The 16,943-nt window shown below is 67.7% G+C and carries 15 protein-coding genes; 11 read left to right on the top strand and 4 right to left on the bottom strand.

What is annotated here, in order from left to right; translation table 11 throughout:
- The first annotated feature begins 121 nt into the window (after positions 1–121).
- The 7 genes from BMY97_RS40860 to BMY97_RS40890 all read left to right on the top strand — a co-directional run bounded on the left by BMY97_RS40860 (position 122) and on the right by BMY97_RS40890 (position 8,473).
- On the top strand, positions 122–1,057 hold the full coding sequence (locus BMY97_RS40860; protein ID WP_091628410.1) for a hypothetical protein: 936 nt from the start codon (positions 122–124) through the stop codon (positions 1,055–1,057).
- Between the two features lie 82 nt (positions 1,058–1,139).
- Positions 1,140–2,414, top strand: coding sequence for a tyrosine-type recombinase/integrase (locus tag BMY97_RS40865; RefSeq protein ID WP_091628412.1), 1,275 nt, complete (start codon positions 1,140–1,142; stop codon positions 2,412–2,414).
- 197 nt (positions 2,415–2,611) lie between these two features.
- The gene (locus BMY97_RS40870) at positions 2,612–3,172 is read left to right on the top strand and encodes a hypothetical protein (RefSeq protein ID WP_091628413.1); all 561 of its coding nucleotides are present in this window, start codon (positions 2,612–2,614) and stop codon (positions 3,170–3,172) included.
- Between the two features lie 330 nt (positions 3,173–3,502).
- The gene (locus BMY97_RS40875; RefSeq protein ID WP_091628415.1) at positions 3,503–4,102 is read left to right on the top strand and encodes a hypothetical protein; all 600 of its coding nucleotides are present in this window, start codon (positions 3,503–3,505) and stop codon (positions 4,100–4,102) included.
- A gap of 29 nt (positions 4,103–4,131) precedes the next feature.
- A complete protein-coding gene (locus tag BMY97_RS40880; protein ID WP_177231777.1) occupies positions 4,132–4,689 on the top strand; it encodes a hypothetical protein in 558 nt (185 codons plus the stop codon).
- A gap of 264 nt (positions 4,690–4,953) precedes the next feature.
- Positions 4,954–6,066 (top strand): hypothetical protein, encoded by a 1,113-nt coding sequence (locus tag BMY97_RS40885; protein ID WP_091628418.1) that lies wholly within the window; start codon positions 4,954–4,956, stop codon positions 6,064–6,066.
- 355 nt (positions 6,067–6,421) lie between these two features.
- Positions 6,422–8,473: a nucleotide-binding protein gene (locus BMY97_RS40890; protein WP_143086431.1), complete on the top strand. Its 2,052-nt coding sequence runs from the start codon at positions 6,422–6,424 to the stop codon at positions 8,471–8,473.
- Positions 8,474–8,801: 328 nt separating this feature from the next.
- On the opposite strand, the gene BMY97_RS40895 is transcribed toward BMY97_RS40890, so the two are convergent.
- Positions 8,802–9,269 (bottom strand): hypothetical protein, encoded by a 468-nt coding sequence (locus BMY97_RS40895; RefSeq protein ID WP_091628421.1) that lies wholly within the window; start codon positions 9,267–9,269, stop codon positions 8,802–8,804.
- Between the two features lie 347 nt (positions 9,270–9,616).
- On the opposite strand from BMY97_RS40895, the gene ligA reads away from it, so the two are divergent.
- The 3 genes from ligA (at position 9,617) to BMY97_RS40910 (ending at position 12,799) form a co-directional block, all read left to right on the top strand.
- The gene (gene ligA / locus BMY97_RS40900) at positions 9,617–11,656 is read left to right on the top strand and encodes an NAD-dependent DNA ligase LigA (protein WP_091628423.1); all 2,040 of its coding nucleotides are present in this window, start codon (positions 9,617–9,619) and stop codon (positions 11,654–11,656) included.
- A 443-nt stretch (positions 11,657–12,099) separates the two neighbouring features.
- On the top strand, positions 12,100–12,549 hold the full coding sequence (locus tag BMY97_RS40905) for a single-stranded DNA-binding protein (RefSeq protein WP_091628425.1): 450 nt from the start codon (positions 12,100–12,102) through the stop codon (positions 12,547–12,549).
- Positions 12,550–12,604: 55 nt separating this feature from the next.
- Positions 12,605–12,799, top strand: a complete 195-nt coding sequence (locus tag BMY97_RS40910) for a hypothetical protein (protein WP_143086432.1) — start codon at positions 12,605–12,607, stop codon at positions 12,797–12,799.
- Between the two features lie 203 nt (positions 12,800–13,002).
- Here the strand turns inward: BMY97_RS40910 and BMY97_RS48890 are convergent, their stop codons facing one another.
- From BMY97_RS48890 to BMY97_RS40925, 3 genes are read right to left on the bottom strand one after another with little or no spacing between them, the layout of a single operon-like run.
- On the bottom strand, positions 13,003–14,475 hold the full coding sequence (locus BMY97_RS48890; RefSeq protein ID WP_245787762.1) for an ASCH domain-containing protein: 1,473 nt from the start codon (positions 14,473–14,475) through the stop codon (positions 13,003–13,005).
- Positions 14,475–15,080, bottom strand: coding sequence for an AAA family ATPase (locus tag BMY97_RS40920; protein ID WP_177231778.1), 606 nt, complete (start codon positions 15,078–15,080; stop codon positions 14,475–14,477). The genes BMY97_RS48890 and BMY97_RS40920 overlap by 1 nt, the downstream gene beginning before the upstream one ends.
- The gene (locus tag BMY97_RS40925) at positions 15,077–15,973 is read right to left on the bottom strand and encodes a hypothetical protein (RefSeq protein ID WP_143086433.1); all 897 of its coding nucleotides are present in this window, start codon (positions 15,971–15,973) and stop codon (positions 15,077–15,079) included. Before BMY97_RS40925 ends, BMY97_RS40920 begins: the two co-directional genes overlap by 4 nt.
- A 313-nt stretch (positions 15,974–16,286) precedes the next feature.
- Between BMY97_RS40925 and BMY97_RS40930 the strand changes: the two genes are divergently transcribed.
- The gene (locus tag BMY97_RS40930) at positions 16,287–16,832 is read left to right on the top strand and encodes a hypothetical protein (protein WP_091628432.1); all 546 of its coding nucleotides are present in this window, start codon (positions 16,287–16,289) and stop codon (positions 16,830–16,832) included.
- The last annotated feature ends 111 nt before the right edge of the window (positions 16,833–16,943 follow it).

Consider the following 16,943-nt stretch of genomic DNA (forward strand, 5'->3'; position numbering starts at 1 on the left):
GACATGCAAAGATTGACGAACTTGGCTCGCTACTCGAAACCCACCAGCAGTGCCGCATCGACGTGACCAGAGTGGTCGACCGTCTTCACTGCGACCATCGACCAGGAAGGACTTCATCACCGTGACCGAGGACGAGGCAGCCCGTCGACGCGCCTACCAGGAGCTGTACGAGCGGCACCGGCGGCAGCAGCTCGCGCGGATCTCGACCGGCGGTTTCGTCTACATCCACGACCGGGTCGACCCGCAGGCGCAGCTCGCCCGCCGGATAGGCGCCGCACTGGTCGAGGCCGGGTTCACCCTCTACGACCGGGTCGCGGAGAACCCACTCGGTGGCGCGATGATCATGCCGCGCACCGACCCCGAGGGCGGGGCGTACGTGGGCTGGACCATCCCCGACGCGCTCAGCCACGACTCCAGCAGGCCGGCGCTGCGCGCCCACATCACCAGGACGATGAACCAGGCCGTCCACGACGTCCTGGAGGCCTACGGCTTTGACGTCGGCGAACACCGTCACCCAATGCTGGTCACCTTGGGCCCGGATCCCGAACGTGCCCTGGAGGAAGAGCTCGACGAGTTCGGCGAGCACGTGGCCGACCTTTGCAACCAGGTTCGCCCCGGCGGCCACATCCCCGGCGAATGGCCCGCCGCCGACCAGATCGCCGTGGCACTCGTGCTCCTGCAGCATTGGCACATCCAGGAGATGAATCGCACGCCCCGCGACGCAGCCCGCGAGCTGTTCGACGGGCAGGAAATCAACCCGATGACCTGGATCGAGTCGATGCGGACTGCGCTCGGGCTACCCACGCGAAGCCTGTGGACCGCGGACTCGATCGCTGGACTCCCCGCCACGGCACTGCGCGTTCGGGTGGAGGGCCTGGTCGACTTCGAGCCGACCGACGAGGAACTCGCCGCGGTGTGGTCCGACGAGGAGTTCGCGTCCGAGGCCAGGATCTTCGGCTGGGACGACGTCGAAGTCCGCGAGCGGCTGCGCGCGCACCTCACCACCCTGGGGTCCCTGCGGGCGCACGGGCGCGACGATTGGCAGGACAAAGCCTGACCTGCAGTAACCCGGCCCGACGTAGACAGCGAAGTCCCGACGTCCATCGCGAACGTGCACACCAGCCCAGAGGAGGAAGAACGTGAGCACCAGCCTCGTGCTGGCCGAACCGGCGTTCGTGCAGGAGTACCCGGAACTGCAGAACGCCGGCGTGCCGGACTGGTTGCCGTTCGCGATGGAGCAGACCGTGAAGTGGCTGACCCTGAGCTACGAAGGCAGCCACATCAAAGGCGGCAGCGAGAACACCACCAAGAACTACGCCATCGACCTGGGCGTGCCGCGGGCGATGCAGACCTGGCGCGAACCGGTCACCGGCAAGCGCGGGCGCCGTTCACCCGGCCCGCTGCCCCAGGCTTTCCTGCGCTGGTGCGCGGCCTTCGACGTCAACCCGTTCACCGACGTCGACGTCGACCTCGCGCACGCCTGGACGCGGTACGGCCGGTTCTGCGGTGACGCGGATACCACGCTGCACCGCCGTGTCGGCGCGATCAGCGCCTGGTACTCGGCCATGCGCCGCCGCGAGCACACCACGATCGTGTTCGCCGACCTGATCACCCGGCAGGACCGCGAAAACCTCGGCATCACCGCCGTTCCGGCCTCGCCGACCGTGGCCGCGCCGCTGGCGGTGGTGCAGGCGGTGCAGGTCGCCGCGCTGCTGGACCCCTCGCCCATGCGGACCCGCAACCGCGTGATCGCCGAGCTGCTGCCGGGCACCGGCCTGCGCGCGGCCGAGCTGTGCAACCTGGACATCGACGACCTGCACCGTTCCGGCCCCGGTGGCGTCCCCGCGCTCTACGTGCGCGGCAAGGGCGGCAAGTACCGCTGGGTCGGGCTCGACGACCACCAGCTCGCGCTCATCGACGACTACCTGCTCGACCGGGTTCCCTCGGATACCGGCACCGACGTCACCCTCGCCGGACAGGTCAGCAACCGGCCCGCCGTCGCGCAGCCGCTGCTCACCTCAATCAACGGGCGGCGGCTGTCGACGCAGGCGGTCACCTACGTCCTCAACCGGCTCGGCGGCCTGCTCGATCCCACTTCCGATCACCCCATCGTCGCCGAGGCCGCGCTCGTCCTGGCCAATGCTGGTCGGCTGCACCCGCACCAGCTCCGGCACGCCCACGCCCAGGAGGCCGACGACGCCGGCGCCTCGCTCAACCAGATCCGCCTGCAGCTTGGACACGCCTCGCTGGCCACAACACAGCTCTACCTCGACAACAGCACCAACCTGCGCAAATCCACCTCCGTGGTGGTCTCCCGGCTCATCCGCGAAGGCGTCGACCTCAGCACGCTTCCCACCGACGGCATTAGGCTCCGCGACCTCCCCGAACTCGAGGACGAGACGGAACACTCCTGACGATGTGCTGCGCGCCACCGAGGATTTCAGTAGCCGGGGCCCCGTGACCTGGGCACTGAAATCATCCGGGCACTCTCCGTCCCGCCGTGGGTGCTGGCGAAGACTTCAGTACGGCAGCAGTCAGAGACCCGAGCCTGTCGGAGGTCAGCGCTAGCATCTGGCTCAGTAGCCCACACGAGCACAGCCGAGGACCACGAATGATCACTGAGGTCGACTTCGACATTCCGCTAGAGATCGCGGAGCGTCTAGCCGCCGGCGAACTGATCCGCTGGGGCGGCGTGGTGCGTAACCCCGCAGGACGCCTCGTGGCCCACCTCAAGGAGATCTCGGCTTCCAAGCCGAACGAGGATGTGGTTGAAGCGGCAGCCTGGATGCTCAAGAAGCCAGTCGTCATCGCGGGGCTCGCCACGCTGACTGTCGTCGGGACGGCCACTGCAGCCGTCGCGATCGTCCGCAAGCGGAAGCGGGCGCAACCGGAGTGCGTCAAGAACTACAACGACTCACTTCGCACCTACATCGAGGCTGTCCGCAACCAGAGCCTCGATGCCGAGATCATCGACCGCCTCATCGCCGATCTTGGTGCTGTTAAGGCGTACTCCGAGAACGGCAACATCACGGTCGACTTCTCTGTGGAGCAGTCCGACTCGATCGATCTGGATGAGTTTCCGGAGTCGACCCCGACTTCGACGGACGCTCCCGTCGTGGACCTGCGTCGCTACCTTGAGGTCCAGCGGAAGCTTTTCAACGACGCAGCCTGATCGACTCAGCGCCAGGCCCCACTGAAATCTTGGGTGCCGGACTGAAATCTTCGGTGGGCACCCGACACGGTGGCTGCCGAGACCCCCATCGCTGCTGCCACAAGGTGGCAATCAGATTGCCACCCATGCCGACCTGGGATTTGGTGGTGGGCGCGGCGACCGGAGCCGAGCGCAGCAGACCCGGTGGCCGGCGGCAAGGCGCCCGCTGCCGCGGGCGGCGCACGCGCCAAGCCTGGCCGCCGGCCACCAGCGCCCGCTGCTCAGGTCCCCGGGCGCACCCGCCCAGCCACACTTCATCCAGCACCGGCACGCACCATGGAGGGAAAGCCGATGTCCAGCCCACAGCCCGACGACGACGGCACCCAGCTCGAGTTCACCCGCACCGTCGATCTCGACGACAGCCGCTACGTCCTGACCGCAAGCACTGACACGACCGCGGCCGACACCCTCATCATCGAGGTGCTCGGTGCCGGACCGGACGCCGAGGTCAGCATCGAAGGCCGGCTCACCGTGCGCTCCAGCGCGCTGGAGCACCTCGGGCCCATGTTTAGCGAGGTTTTCCCAGTTGACCAGCCGGCGAAGGTGCGCAAGCCGCGCCGGCGCGGCTACGGCAAACCCACCAGGTCCTACCAGCCCTGGACCGATGAGCTCAAGGCGACACTGCACGCTGCGTGGATGGTCGCCGACCCTGCGGCCCCGCCCCAGAAGATCGTCGACGGTATCGCCGAGGCCCTCGGCACGACGCCGGATACGGTCAAGGACAAGTTCGGAACGCCCGAGGCAACCCGGGAGCCCGCGAAGGTCATTGCCGTCATCGCTGGGCTGATGCAGCGCACCGACGGTGCGATCTCCAACCAGCTGCCCCGCCAGGACCTCGATCCGGAGCGACCCGGCCACCCGGCCCAGCAACACGAGGAAGTAGAGACGTGACAACCGGATCTAGCGCCCACCGCTCCGAGTTGGTCGCCCTGCTGCCGCAGCTGCGCCAGCAGCTCACGCAGCTGCTGGCGACGCTGGACAGCGCACGCACCACGGCCGAAGTCGGTGAGCTGGGGGAGCGGGCGCCTGAAGCGGACGCGATCAGCCAAGCCCTGACCGCCGCCAGGTGGACGCTCGACGCGCTCGATCCCGCCGCGACTCCGAAACAGCGCGCCGACAACCTGACCGAAGCCGCGGTCCGCTGCGGGTACGTCATCACCGCGGCACACCGGCGTCTGGCCGAGCTGCAGACCCCGGCGGACATCGCCGCCCAGGAAGAGGAACGCCGGATGGGCGCCCTTGAGTTGGGCGAGCTGCTGATCAACCAGGCCGATCTGATCGTGTCGCAGTTCGATGACGACGACGCTGAGACCCGCCACCGCGTCACCATCAGGATCGCTGACGACGGCCGCCTCGCCTGGGAGAGTGACACCCTTGCGCTGCGTACTCCGTCGAGCCATGACCAGCTCGCCCTCACCGCTACCTTGATTACGCAGGCCGAAGCGCTGCACAAAGCGTCATCGCAGCCAGCTGGATAAGCAGCCCGACGTCCGGCACCAGGACGGCGCCGACTCGGTTCCGGCTCACGGCGTCCGGCTATCGCTTCGCGACCGCGACCGCGGCCGGCGTCGACCGGCCTCGTGGGCGCTGTGGGCGACTGGACCGTGGTGGCGATGAATGCGGAGCGCCGCCGAGCAGGATGCGCGGCCGGTCCGGCTCGCTGAGCTGAAGCCCTGTTGCTCAGGCTCCGTCCAGCCAGGCTTGGCGATGCGACGGACAAATTTAGTCGATATCGTTTAAATGTGACATCCAAGACCTTCGTGCCGTTCGTCGACCAAGGCGAAGCCCTGCGCGAGCTCATGCGCGCCGAGCAGATCCGGGTGAGCCAGTGGAAGGCGCCACGCAAGCGAGAAGCCAGCAAGATCGAGAACCCGACCGAGCGCGCGATGCTGCGGGCCCAGCAGAAGAAGGATTTCGAGGAGGAGGTCAAGGCCGGCAGGCTGATCACCACGCGCGACACACTGATCGGACCCGCCGTCAAAGCCGAACTCGACGCCCGCGGCTGGACCGGACCCTATGATCCAGTGCCGCCACTCGGCCGCGGCGGCGGTCGACGCTGGGGCTCGACCAACATCCACGGCGACAAGCGGCACCAGATCAGCGTTCGGCTCGACGACGACCTGCACGAGCGTCTCGAAGCAGCCTGCTTTCATGAAACGGCAGACCTGGTCAACCAGCTCGAGGCCTTCTACGGCAACTTCGGCGATTCGTCCCACCTGCCTGACGCCCGGCCCGGTGAGGAGCCCACGGCACTCGCCGCCCGCTACCGGGACCAGTTGCGCTCCGAGATCATCACCACCGGTGACATTATGCGCGCCGCGATCGACCGAGTCATCGGCGTCATCCCGGCCGTCGTCAACGTCACGCAGGACCAGTACGTCGCTCTGCACGTGGTCCTCTTCGCGGAAAAAGAACGCGCACGCCGCTGGTGGCGCCCGCGAAACAAGACGATGAAACGCATGACGGACCCACAGGAACGCAAGCGGGCTCGCGATGGACACGAGGCCGCGTTCACCGCGGCCGTGAACGCCGGCGAACTCATCGTCACCATGGACGGCCTGCTCACAGCTGCGGTTCATGCCGAGCTTGAGAGCCGTGGCTGGACCGAGAAGTACAAGCCACTGCCACCCGAGGCTGCGCGCACGGCAGGGCAGAATGCGCCTCGGCCGCCCGACGCGGACCAAAACGAAGCTCGCGATCACCAAGTCCGTCTGCGCCTGGCAGGACCGTTCGGTATCCACCTTGAGCGAGCCTGCTACTGGGAAAGCACGAAAGCAGGGCACACGGTGACACCGGCCGACGTCCTTGCCGACGCAGTCGCCCTCCTCGCCGCCACCGGTTTGTCGGACACCTAACCTGCACGAACCTGGCGAACCTCGGCCATCGAACACTTATTTAGTCGATATCGATTAAATAATCCCGTTCTACCTGCTCAAGCGCCACAGGAAGAGCCTGAAGCGCTTTGCGCCGCAGCTGCCCTTGTCCCGGACGAAGGTGACGGTGCTCGGACCCTAGAGGCGGAGGCAGCAGCGGGGGTTCGGAGGTACATGGCCTATCGCCTTGCCGGTGATGTCTCGCGGCCGTGGGTATGCTGTCGTCGCAGGCCGGACGGCGGCCCTGCTGGCGCGGTATCCCCGGCATTGGATGCTGCATTCGGGCTGGCAGAACTAGCTGAAGCTCGCCGTGCACGTGTGGGTTTTCTATTTGTCGGTGCGTGACTTCGACACGACCGAGCCGGGCGGGGTGTGTCGAGGAAAGGCGTCGGCCATGGCCGTTCAGCGGCGTTTGTTTGATCTTCCTGCCAAGCGCAGGGTTTACACAGGGGAAGCACACCAGCTCGCGCGTCAACGCGTAGTGGAGCAGCACCAGCACGGCGGCGGTCCGCTTGTTCCGGCCGCGGCGACCACGGGACAAGCGACGATCGAGGCCGTTGTGCTTGCCGGTCTGGCCCTCCACATTGGCAGGCACCGACCCGCGCAGCTCGGCGGCGTCTACGCCATCCGCAGTGTCTCGCCGACCATCACCAGTATCGACCTCGACCTGACCGAGGACGGGATTTCCCTGCTGGCCGAGGCGATCCTGCCCCGCACGATCCCCGGCGGCGGCGAGACAAGCGGGGAGGACCGGCTGATCGGCGTGCCGGGGCTGCGCTTTACCGCGCTGTCGCGGGGTCGAGTCCGGCTGTACCGGCTCGACGGCGGTGGCGAGATTGTCCTCACCCGGGCGGGGCAGAGGTGGCGTCGAGCCTGCATGGACCTTGCTGCGCAACAGCCTGCGGGAGCGTCGGCGTGCTGGTTGGCCACCGAACGCGCCGACGCGGAGTACCAGGACGCGCTGACACCGTGGCTGATCGCCAGGTGGAGCAGCATGCTGCGCCGCATCGCGCTGTGGCGGGACGCGGACACCGTCGACTTCGCCGCCCAGCTGCCCGAGCCGGAGTTCCTGGCAGGTCCCTATGCCGAGCTGATGGCCTCCGCTGGGCTGGGAGCGCGGCGCGGAATCACCGTGGCGTGCCTGGCCCGCCGAGGAGGACTCGGACGCTCGACGATGCTGCTGGAGGTGGCCGCGGCGTGGGCAAGGCAGGGCAAGCGGGTGTTGCTGGCTGACCTGGACCCTCAGCGCTCGCTTGAGAACGCGGTGAAAGGCCAGGCATTGGACGGCGGAACGACGCCGTGGGCGGCCGGCGGTGGGGAACGGATACTCCACCGTGGCGACAACGATGGTGAACTGCGGCTGCTCACCGGGCTGGTAGGCACCAGCGTCGAGTATCAGCGCCGAGCGTTGGAGGCGGCGCAGGCCCACGCTGACTTGATTCTGCTCGACACCGCTCCCATCGGCGCAGGCCCAGAGGTCCGGTTCGCGGCTGGGTTCGCCGACGTCGCGATCACCTGTGTCCGCATCTATGGTGATCTGTTCGGATGGACCGAGACCGTGTACTCCGATCGTTACTGGCCCATCCACCAACGTCGGCAACGTCGCACGGCGATGATGAACTGGCTGGACGACGCCTACGACGTGTACGTGGAGATCGGCATGGATGCTGGCCCCGAACCTGTCGCACCGACTGCCCTGCTGGATGACGCCGTCGTGCAGGCGCGCACGACCGGCACGCCCCTGGCCGACACGCTGTGGGACCTGCATCCGCACAGGGACACCGACGTCGAGGTGCTGGCGCGGCCGGGCGATGACGGTGCCAATTGGTCGGGCGTCGAGGATGCGGACGACGGTCTCACGCGGGTGGGCCCATGGATCGAGGCGCAGCGCGAACCGTTTCTGACCGCGGTCGGCACCCTGGGCCGGGAGCTGTTCGGCATGGAGTGGGATCCGGCCGGATGGATCGAGCACCAGCGCGCCCCGCTTGAGGGGCCCGAACAGCCAGGGATCGAAGCCGCAGACGATCCAGAGGCCCCACGGCCCGGCGACATCACTCACGTATACCGGTCCTATGAGGACGAAACGGCGATCGCGAACGTCAACACCAGCCTTGTCCGCGATGGACTCGATCCCTCATCCGCCGCAGGGAGAGTCATCGCGGCCGTCCCCATCTTCGACCAAGAACTGCCCCCTGAGGCCCTGGAGCACTGCGCGCGCCTGGCCAGTTCCTTCGTCTACCCGGTTCTGGACACGGGTCTTTCATGGAGCCAGGTGATGGGCATGATGTGGGACCACGGCATGCCGCTCACCCTGACCCACCCCGATCACCCCGCGGCGAGGGAAGTGACCGCCACAGCGGATCGACTATTCGAGCGGATCACCCGTTGATCATGGTGGTGCCGCGCGGAACGCTGGGCGCGGCACCACACAAAACGAAACCAAACCGTGGGCTGGCAAAGACGAACGCCGGCCCGAGAAGACGCCCCAACTCCGACGAGCGTGCATGCAACGGTCCACAACATGAGATCACCGATTCCGCCAATCAGGTCTGGACATTCAAGCCAGTGGTCGTTCGGACCGACATGACGGACCACAGTTTCCTGTCCGACCGGACTTTGCGAATGCGCGCGTCGTTGACCTGCTGCACGAAAAGTAGATCCGGGCAGCGGCGACGCATTTTCTCCGGGAACCTTGCGGATTCGGTGCCCAGACGAGGTCAGTCCCGTGGTGCGCAGGTGCGGAAGTGCTTGAGGGCTTGGTTGGTGAGGTGCTGGTGGCGACCACGTTCGAGGGGCATGACCGAGCTGGTGATGGTCCCGGTGTGCGCGGCGTCGATCTGAACGGCGATCGCCTGGTAAGCCGCTGTGATCAGGTCGGTGCTGTCGTCGGCGACCGTGATTGGGTCTGCATACAGGGTGACTGTGTAGGACAGCTGCCGACGTGCCGGCTGGGTGTGTCGACCGCCGGGGTCGATGACGTCCAGGTCCGCTAAGAGTTCCGGATCCTGTGGAGGGTCGACGATGTCCAGGACGAGGGCGACGGTGGCGACCATCGACAGTGTGGCCGCGGTGACCGCATCGGCGATGAGTTGGCCTATCGCGGAGGCGTTCGTGTCGACGGGGCAGTCGGCGGCGATCAGGATCGACACCTCGTGTCCCGTGAACCGCAGATCGTTGTCCGGCACTGGTGAGCATCCCTCGTTCAACACGGCCTCGTCGACTGCCGCTGGGTGAGCGTCGAGTATGCCAGGGCTGGGCGACCCGCAAAGTAGGCCCGGATCCCCGCAAGGTTCGAGCGGACGGAACACGCAGGTCCGCGGTCAGCCGTTCCGTCAGCCTCGGCCGGACAGGACGACAGCGCCTCCTCGGCGCGGGCACCGTGGGCACCCGGCAGCGGAGCACACCCGGGGGGCCGGGCGGGTGGGCAAGCCCGCTGCTCCGGCGCGATGAAGACCACCTTGCCCGCCCGGCCCCCCGGGCGTGCTTCCCGCGCGTGGTACCCCGTACCCGCACGCGCGAGGAGCACGTACCCATGCCCGCGACACCGACGCAGCCATTCGCTGACCGAGCCGAATTTGATGAGGCCGTCCACGACGTTCACGTGGCCGGCGTGACCTACTACGACAGCGACGTCGCCCCCATGCTCGGCGACTCCGACTACGACAACCTCGTGGCAAGGATCGCGGCGACTGTGGCGCTGCACCCGGACTGGCAGGAGCCGGGCGCCGCCATGGGCGTCGCCCCCGGCGCCTCCGCCGGTCCGGTCAAGCACAGCCCGCCGATGCTCAGCCTGGATAAGGTCACCACCAATGTTGAAATGGCGGAGTTCGTCCGCGCTCTCCCTGCCTGCGAGACCATCGTCGAAGTCAAGATTGACGGGATGGCCGTCCACGCCGACTACCGCGATGGTCGGCTGGTCCGTGCTGCGACCCGCGGCAACGGACTCGCGGGCGACGACATCACCTCGCAGGTGACTCGCGATCCCGGCATCGCGGGACTTCCCGTGACGTTGCCCCGCTCGTGGACAGGGGCCGTCCGCGGGGAACTGTTCATGTCCACAAAGGACTTCGAGGCGGCCAACGAAGCGCGCGTCAGCGCCGGCAAGACGCCGTTCGTCAACCCGCGTAACGCCACCGCAGGTTCCATTCGCAAGGTGGACCGTCTCTACATCGCGCCGATGAGCTTCGCAGCCTACGCCATCAGCGGTGATGAACTCGACCATTTCGACAACCACCTCGAGCGCATGGCGTTGGCCAAGGCACTCGGGTTCAGCACCGCGGCCATGCTCACAATCGGTGCGCTGCCCGCCGATGTCTCCATCTCGTGCCGGACGGCCCGCGACGTCCAAGCGGTCATCGACACCATCGGTGACCGGCGGCCGAGCCTGTCCTTCCCGATCGACGGCGCCGTGGTGAAGGCCCAGTCCCGAGCCGTGCGCAGCAAAATGGGTAGTGGATCCAGCGCGCCGCGCTGGGCGACCGCGTTCAAGTACCCACCGGACACGGCGTTCTCCGTCCTGCGCGACATCGAAGTCTCCGTCGGAAGGACAGGACGCGCCGGGTTCCGCGCCATCATCGACCCGGTGACCGTCGGCGGCACCACGATCAGCGCGGCCACGCTCCACAACGTCGCGTGGATTCGGCAACAGGGGCTGGGGCTCGGGTCGCGCCTGGCGGTGATGCGGGCAGGCGATGTGATCCCGAAAATCACGGCGGTGGTGGGCGAGCGACCGGAAGGCATCGCGCCCTGGGAACCGCCGCCGAACTGCCCGCAGTGCGACGAGCCCTGGGATCAGTCCAGCCAGCTGTGGCGGTGCACCACGCCGGCCTGCTCACTCGTGTCCCTGCTGACCTACGCCGCATCGCGCGACGTCTGGGACATCGACGGCCTGGGCGAGGAGATCGCCGCCGCCTTGGTCGAGTCGGGCCTGGTCACGGGGATTGCCGATCTGTTCTTCCTGACTGCCGCGCAGATTTCGGCCGTTTCCTACGTGCGTACAACCGGTGCTCGCCACATCGGCACCGCCACCGCGGAGAAACTCCTTGCCGGGATCGCCGCAGCGAAAAGCCAACCGCTGGCACGGCACATCACCGCACTGGGGATCCGCATGACCGGCCGCCGGATGGGCCGCGCTCTGGCAGCTCACTTCCAGTCCTTCGACGCGCTGCGCGCAGCGACAGCAGAGGAACTGGCGGACGTCGACGGGGTCGGGCCGGAGAAGGCACGGTCTATCCACGCAGGACTGCGCGAGCTGAGTGATGTCATCGACAAGCTGGTCGCGGCCAGCATCACCGGTCAGATCGAGACCGCACCGGTCGCGCTGAGTTCGCCGCTCACGGGCAAACGAGTCGTGATCTCCGGATCGGTGGACGGAATGAACCGGACTCAGGCGCAAGAGGCCGCCGAGCGGCTGGGAGCGACAGTCTCGAGTTCGGTCAGCGCCCGCACCGATCTGCTCATCCTCGGACCCGGAGCCTCGGCGGGTAAGGAAGCGAAAGCCGGTCAGCTCGGCATCGCCACGATGCCTGCCACAGAATTCGCGGCCTTGCACACCGAACTCCTCGGCAAGTAGCCAACCCGGCAGCGGTCTGGCCGGCACCTCTTCCGGGTGCCGGCCAGGCAATGCCGCTTGCCATGACGCGCATGCGCGTGTTTGCAAACCCGGTTGGCCAGGTAGGCGCAGATGGATGGCATGCCCACGACGCGAACGGGGACGGTCGTGGCAAATACGCATCGTCTAGGTGCGTCGGTTTCCCATACCCGACGCAAGTTGTGTTGCCCGCCAACAGATCCACCTAGTGCCCGCGGTGCCTGGTGCCCCAGAGGGCCTGTGGCGATTCGGGAACTCGCTGCACGCCAGCAGACCGAGACTGGCGGGTCAAGGTAGACCGCTTCGCGGTCGGCGCAAGCGCCGAACCTTGTACTCCGCCAGCCCTGGCCCGCTGTTCGGCGCGTGTTCACGCACCACCACCTACCCCAAGGGACACAGAGTCCCTGCAGAACAAGGAGAAACCCATGGCTGGAGACACCGTCATCACGGTGATCGGCAACCTCACCTCCGACCCGGAGCTGCGCTTCACTCCGTCCGGTGCGGCGGTCGCGAACTTCACGGTCGCGTCCACGCCACGCACGCTGGACAAGCAGTCGGGCGAGTGGAAGGACGGCGAGGCGCTGTTCCTGCGCTGCAGCATCTGGCGCCAGGCGGCGGAGAACGTCGCCGAGTCCCTGACCCGCGGCGCCCGCGTCGTCGTGCAGGGCCGCCTGAAGCAGCGGTCGTTCGAGACGAAGGAAGGCGAGAAGCGGACCGTCGTCGAGCTTGAGGTCGACGAGATCGGGCCCTCGCTGCGCTACGCCACGGCGAAGGTGAACAAGGTCAGCCGTGGCAGCGGCGGAGGTGGCGATGACGCCTGGACCAGCGCTCCGCCCGCCGCTGGGGGCGAGATCCCGGACGAGCCTCCGTTCTGATCCTGCCGACCTCGCCGGCTACAGGCCGGTGCCCACCTCGGGCACCGGCCTGACGGTGCGATTCACCCAGGCCACCAGCGCCACTGTGGCGGTCCCCTGGCGCCGTGCGGAGAACGCGGACCTGCGCAAGCTCGTGCAGATCTACGAAGAGTCCATCCGGCAACTCACCCTGACCACCCATGACCTGCGCGAAAAGGTGAACACCGCAGCGACCCTGCCGACCCTGCCGACCCGCGGCTCGGAGCGATGACCAGCAGCTTTCGCTGGGTCGCGAGCTGGCACACGCTCAACCACGTCGGCCCGTACCCGAGCGTTGTCGCCGGGACACGGGCCGGTTTCCGGCGGTAGACCACCGGTCAAGCAGGATGGGGCTCGCCCCGGACACCAAGGCCCGGGGCGGTGGGTGGTATTCCCGGTGTCGCGCCGATAGGCGCGACACCGGGAACCGGCAGGTCAGGCAGGCCGGGGCGGGTCGACCAGCTCGATGCCGATCGCGACGACGCCGAGGGCTTCGCGTTCGGGTGGGTAGATCTGGCGGATGTTGGCCAGCTGCTCGTCGCGGGTCGCGAGCGGGTTGACCGAGGCGACGTCCTGGTGGTTGAACATCTCCTCGAAAGTGGCGTACCGGTTGACCGCGGTCACGCGGGTGAGGACCTGGTCGCCCTGGCAACGGAACCGAATGAGCGACCCCTCCTTGATCTTGCGGCGGCTGGAGTCGTTGACGCGGATCTCCGTGGTCTTACGACCGGTGGCAATCAGGTCGAAGTAGCGCTTGTAGATGCCCATCTCGTGGGCACGGACAACGGTTTCGGTGGGGCGTGCGGTCATCAGACGTCCGAGTTCCTTGACGGTGAACGAGCGGAAGAAGTGTTTCGGGTCGGTCAGCAGCTCACCGACCAGCCAGACCAGCGCGTCGACGTAGTCGTCGATCGAACCGGGCCAGGCGGTGGTGTCGAGCATCCAGGGCTCGACGTCGGCTGGGAGCGCCCCCTTGCCCTGCTCGCGCAGCAGCGACTTGGACAGCTTCGCGCCGGTCGGGGCGAGCACCTGCGGGGTGAAGATCCGGCTCGGCATGTGCGCCGGTGGGGTGTCCAGCGCACCGAGCGCGCCGTCGACGAGCTGGCAGCCGAAAGTCCAGTCGCCGCCCTTCATCATCACGTGCAGGGTGCCGTCGTCGCGGCCGAAAGCGCGTTCCTTTACCAGGTTCCGGTAGAGGGTGGCCAGGTCGAGGTAGGGCGTGTCGTCCTCGGGGTCGATGTGCGCCTCGTACGGGCCGTGGTCGAAGCAGACCGCGGTGAAGGTGGCGCCGTCCTCGTCCAGGTGCGCGAGCTTGGTGCGGTCGCCGCGTTTCTCCGCCCACCCGCATTCCGGGCACGGCACCCGGACGTGGACCTGGCCGTGGGAGGGTGCCATCCACCAGCGGATGTCGTCCAGGTGCTCCAGGGTGCGCAGGAACTCCGCCCGGAAGCCGGGGGTGGCCTGCTGGTCGGTGTAGGTCTCCACCACGTAGTCGGTGTCGGTCGCTTCCGACAACGACCGGAAGAACTCCTGGTAGTAGCCCTCGATCAACTCGCTGATCTTGTCTTTTCCCAGGGCGTGGTAGTAGGTCTGCTGGTAGGCGTGGTGGGTTTCGGGGTCGAGCACGACGTCGTGAGGGGCGTTGTCCAGCGCGCTGAACCGCACGACGGTGTCGATGGAGAACTCCCGGCGGGCGATTTTGGCCAGCAGGAACGCCGCAGTCTGCACGAGATTCGTCCCGAGGTGCGGGGCACCGTTGATCTGGGTGCCCACCACGAACTCGATCCGCGCGGGTCGGGCGGCGAGGACGCGGGGGCGCAGGATGTCGATCGAGCGCAGCAGCGCGTTGGCCAGCACGCTGTTCGGCGAGATCAGCAATGCCGGTTTTCCGTTGCGGGACAACATCATCACGCTCCTCGGCTGGGTTTGGGCAAGCGGAGGTTGGCGCAGATGAAGTCCAAGCGGGCCGGCGGCGAGTCGGGGGCGACGAACACCGGCTCGTAGCCGGCGTCGTAGTAGCCCTGCACGATCAGCTCGTGCACCCGGCGGATCTCCCGCTCTTTGGCCCAGACGATGTCGTCGGGGTCCTCGAAGGTGTCCAGCGGGTCCAGCACGAAGATCGCGTCGTAGCGGTAGCGTGCGGTGGCCTCCTCCAGTTCGGTGGTCGGCTTGAGGCCGAAGAAGCCTTCCCAGCCGTAGCCGTCGGGGATGCCGCGGTTGTAGAAGCGAATCCCGTGCTGGTGGGCGGTGTACTCGGCGACGAAGGCGTCCAGCACCTCCAGGGAGTACTCGCGCCGGTCCTCGCGCAGCAGGTGGCGGCCCAGGCGCTCTCGGTGCTTGCGGTAGATCTCCCGGCCGGGCTCTTCGGCCATGCAGGGGATCCCGGCGGCGTGGACCGCCTCGATCAGGTCGTCCTTGCCGGAGCTCGGGCCGCCGGTGATGACGTAGCGGCGCGGATCGCCGGTCGCCGCCGCCTCCAGTGCGGAGGTCAGGGCGGTGTTGGTGCTGGTCACGACAATGATCCGTTCTTCTCGGGTCCTTCGGAGGGCGCGGCGCGGGCCAGGAAGCCCTCAGCCCAGGTGTTGCCCAGGCCGGTTTCGCCGTGCAGGGAGTGCACGAACTGCTCGCGGCTGGCGCCGCCGCTGGCGGCCTCGGTCAGCCGGGATGCCTGCGCTTCGGTGAGCGTCGGGATCCAGCCGGGCAGAGCGATCAGCCCGTCCGGTTCCAGATCGGGGGCGAAGGCGGTGGTGTAGCCGATCGCCTCGGCGCGGGCCACTGCCCAGCGCCAGGCCGCGGTCACCGCGGTGTGCAGGATGTCGATCTGGTCGGCGTCCAGGCTGATGAGCCGTTCTACGGCCAGTAGTTCGGCGCGGGCGGCGTAGATTGCCGACCACAGTCGGCAGAGGTGTTCCTCGTGCTCGGCGACCTCCCACGCGAACGGGTCCGCCTGCACCGGCTGCCGCTCGGCGGCCGGAGCCAGCCGGGGGGCGATCATCCGGGACCGGGTGAACCGGTCGGCGTCGGCGAGCAGTTCCCAGGCGATCTTCTCGATCAGCCGGGGCTCGACCCGTTTGCGGAAGTGGTGCACTTCGTGCCCGGCCTGTTCGGCGGCCAGGTCGCGGCGCACGGTGAGGGTTTGGCCGGGTGTAGCTGGTGGCAGCCCGAACAGCGCTCGCGCCGCTGGTGCGTAGCGGGTGTCCGGGAATCGCGCGAGCAGTCCGCGCAGGGTGCCGTCCAGTGCGGCGGTGCGGCTGGTCTCGTCGGCGGGATCGACCGCCCGCGCGATGATGCCTCGCAGATCGAGCAGCACCGGATCCGCGGCCGCCGGGGTCACCGGCAGTCCGCGCCGCAGCAGCCTCCCGACCGCGGCGACCACCTCATCCTCTACTGGGCTTTTTGTGGGCATGGACTGAGTCAAGCACGATGCCCACAAAAAGCCCAGTCCTGCGAGCAGGTCATTCCGTGCTTCGGGCCGCCGACGGCGCCGCTCCGACGGACGCCAGCCGGAGTCGAGGTCTGGAACACTGCGGGGATGCTGATCTCGCTACGGCAGCGCCGGACGCTCAACCAGGTGTGGCACGGCGCCAAGATGGTCCTGGGCCTGCTCGTGCTGCTGCTGTCCTGACCCCCGACACCCGACGGCGACGGCCCTGACACCCACCCGCTGCGGCCCCTGCTTCGTTTCTCCCAGGCCACAGCTGCCTGGCATCCTGGAGCGGATGACTGATCAGGATCGCCCGAGCGGGTTCATGGACAGGCGGATCGTGCCCCGGAAGAACCCGGGTGATCCTTCGGAGTACCGGCCGATGTACTTGTGTGTCGACCTGGTGCGCGCCTACGCGCGGGGCTGGCGCGAGGAGATCGTGAGGCTGACGGCCGAGTCGAGCGACGTGGAGCTCATCGACATGAAGATCATCTTGCCGAGGTTCTTCGACGAGGTCGGCCAGTGGCACCACGAACTCCTCCACGACCCCGAGCGCGAGCCTGCCTTGATCGTGGAGACCCAGCGGCGCTCGAACCTCACGCCACCCGAGCATCGGAAGGCGTGGACCGTGGCCTTCGCGGAGGCCGAAGCCACCGGGACCGATCTCGCCGACGTCAGGCTGCCGACCGTTGTCCAGGTGCACTTCGACGCGTCGACCATGGCCGCGGCCGGGATCGCCTACATGGGGATCGCGCGATTCGAGCAGCACCTCAACGAGAAGAACCGGTCTGCCGCGCGCCTGCTCGGCGTACCGAGGTCGTACGCATTCCCCGAATCCTGAACCAAGTGTTTGCGGCGGAGTGCGCCGTGCTCTCAGCTGGCTGGCCCCGTCTCGCACTAAGGCGTCGGTCGGCGCCAAGCCCGCCCGGCGCGGGGTTGACTTGCCTCACGG

It is taken from the genome of Amycolatopsis saalfeldensis (genome assembly GCF_900110575.1).
In the GTDB taxonomy this organism is placed as follows: Bacteria; Actinomycetota; Actinomycetes; order Mycobacteriales; family Pseudonocardiaceae; genus Amycolatopsis; species Amycolatopsis saalfeldensis.

Excerpts from the sequence above, each read along its gene's own strand:
- BMY97_RS40925 (WP_143086433.1), bottom strand. The coding sequence starts at position 15,973 with ATGCCCACAAAAAGCCCAGTAGAGGATGAGGTGGTCGCCGCGGTCGGG.
- BMY97_RS40870 (WP_091628413.1), top strand. The coding sequence starts at position 2,612 with ATGATCACTGAGGTCGACTTCGACATTCCGCTAGAGATCGCGGAGCGT.
- BMY97_RS48890 (WP_245787762.1), bottom strand. The coding sequence starts at position 14,475 with ATGATGTTGTCCCGCAACGGAAAACCGGCATTGCTGATCTCGCCGAAC.
- BMY97_RS40930 (WP_091628432.1), top strand. The coding sequence starts at position 16,287 with ATGACTGATCAGGATCGCCCGAGCGGGTTCATGGACAGGCGGATCGTG.
- ligA (WP_091628423.1), top strand. The coding sequence starts at position 9,617 with ATGCCCGCGACACCGACGCAGCCATTCGCTGACCGAGCCGAATTTGAT.
- BMY97_RS40905 (WP_091628425.1), top strand. The coding sequence starts at position 12,100 with ATGGCTGGAGACACCGTCATCACGGTGATCGGCAACCTCACCTCCGAC.
- BMY97_RS40875 (WP_091628415.1), top strand. The coding sequence starts at position 3,503 with ATGTCCAGCCCACAGCCCGACGACGACGGCACCCAGCTCGAGTTCACC.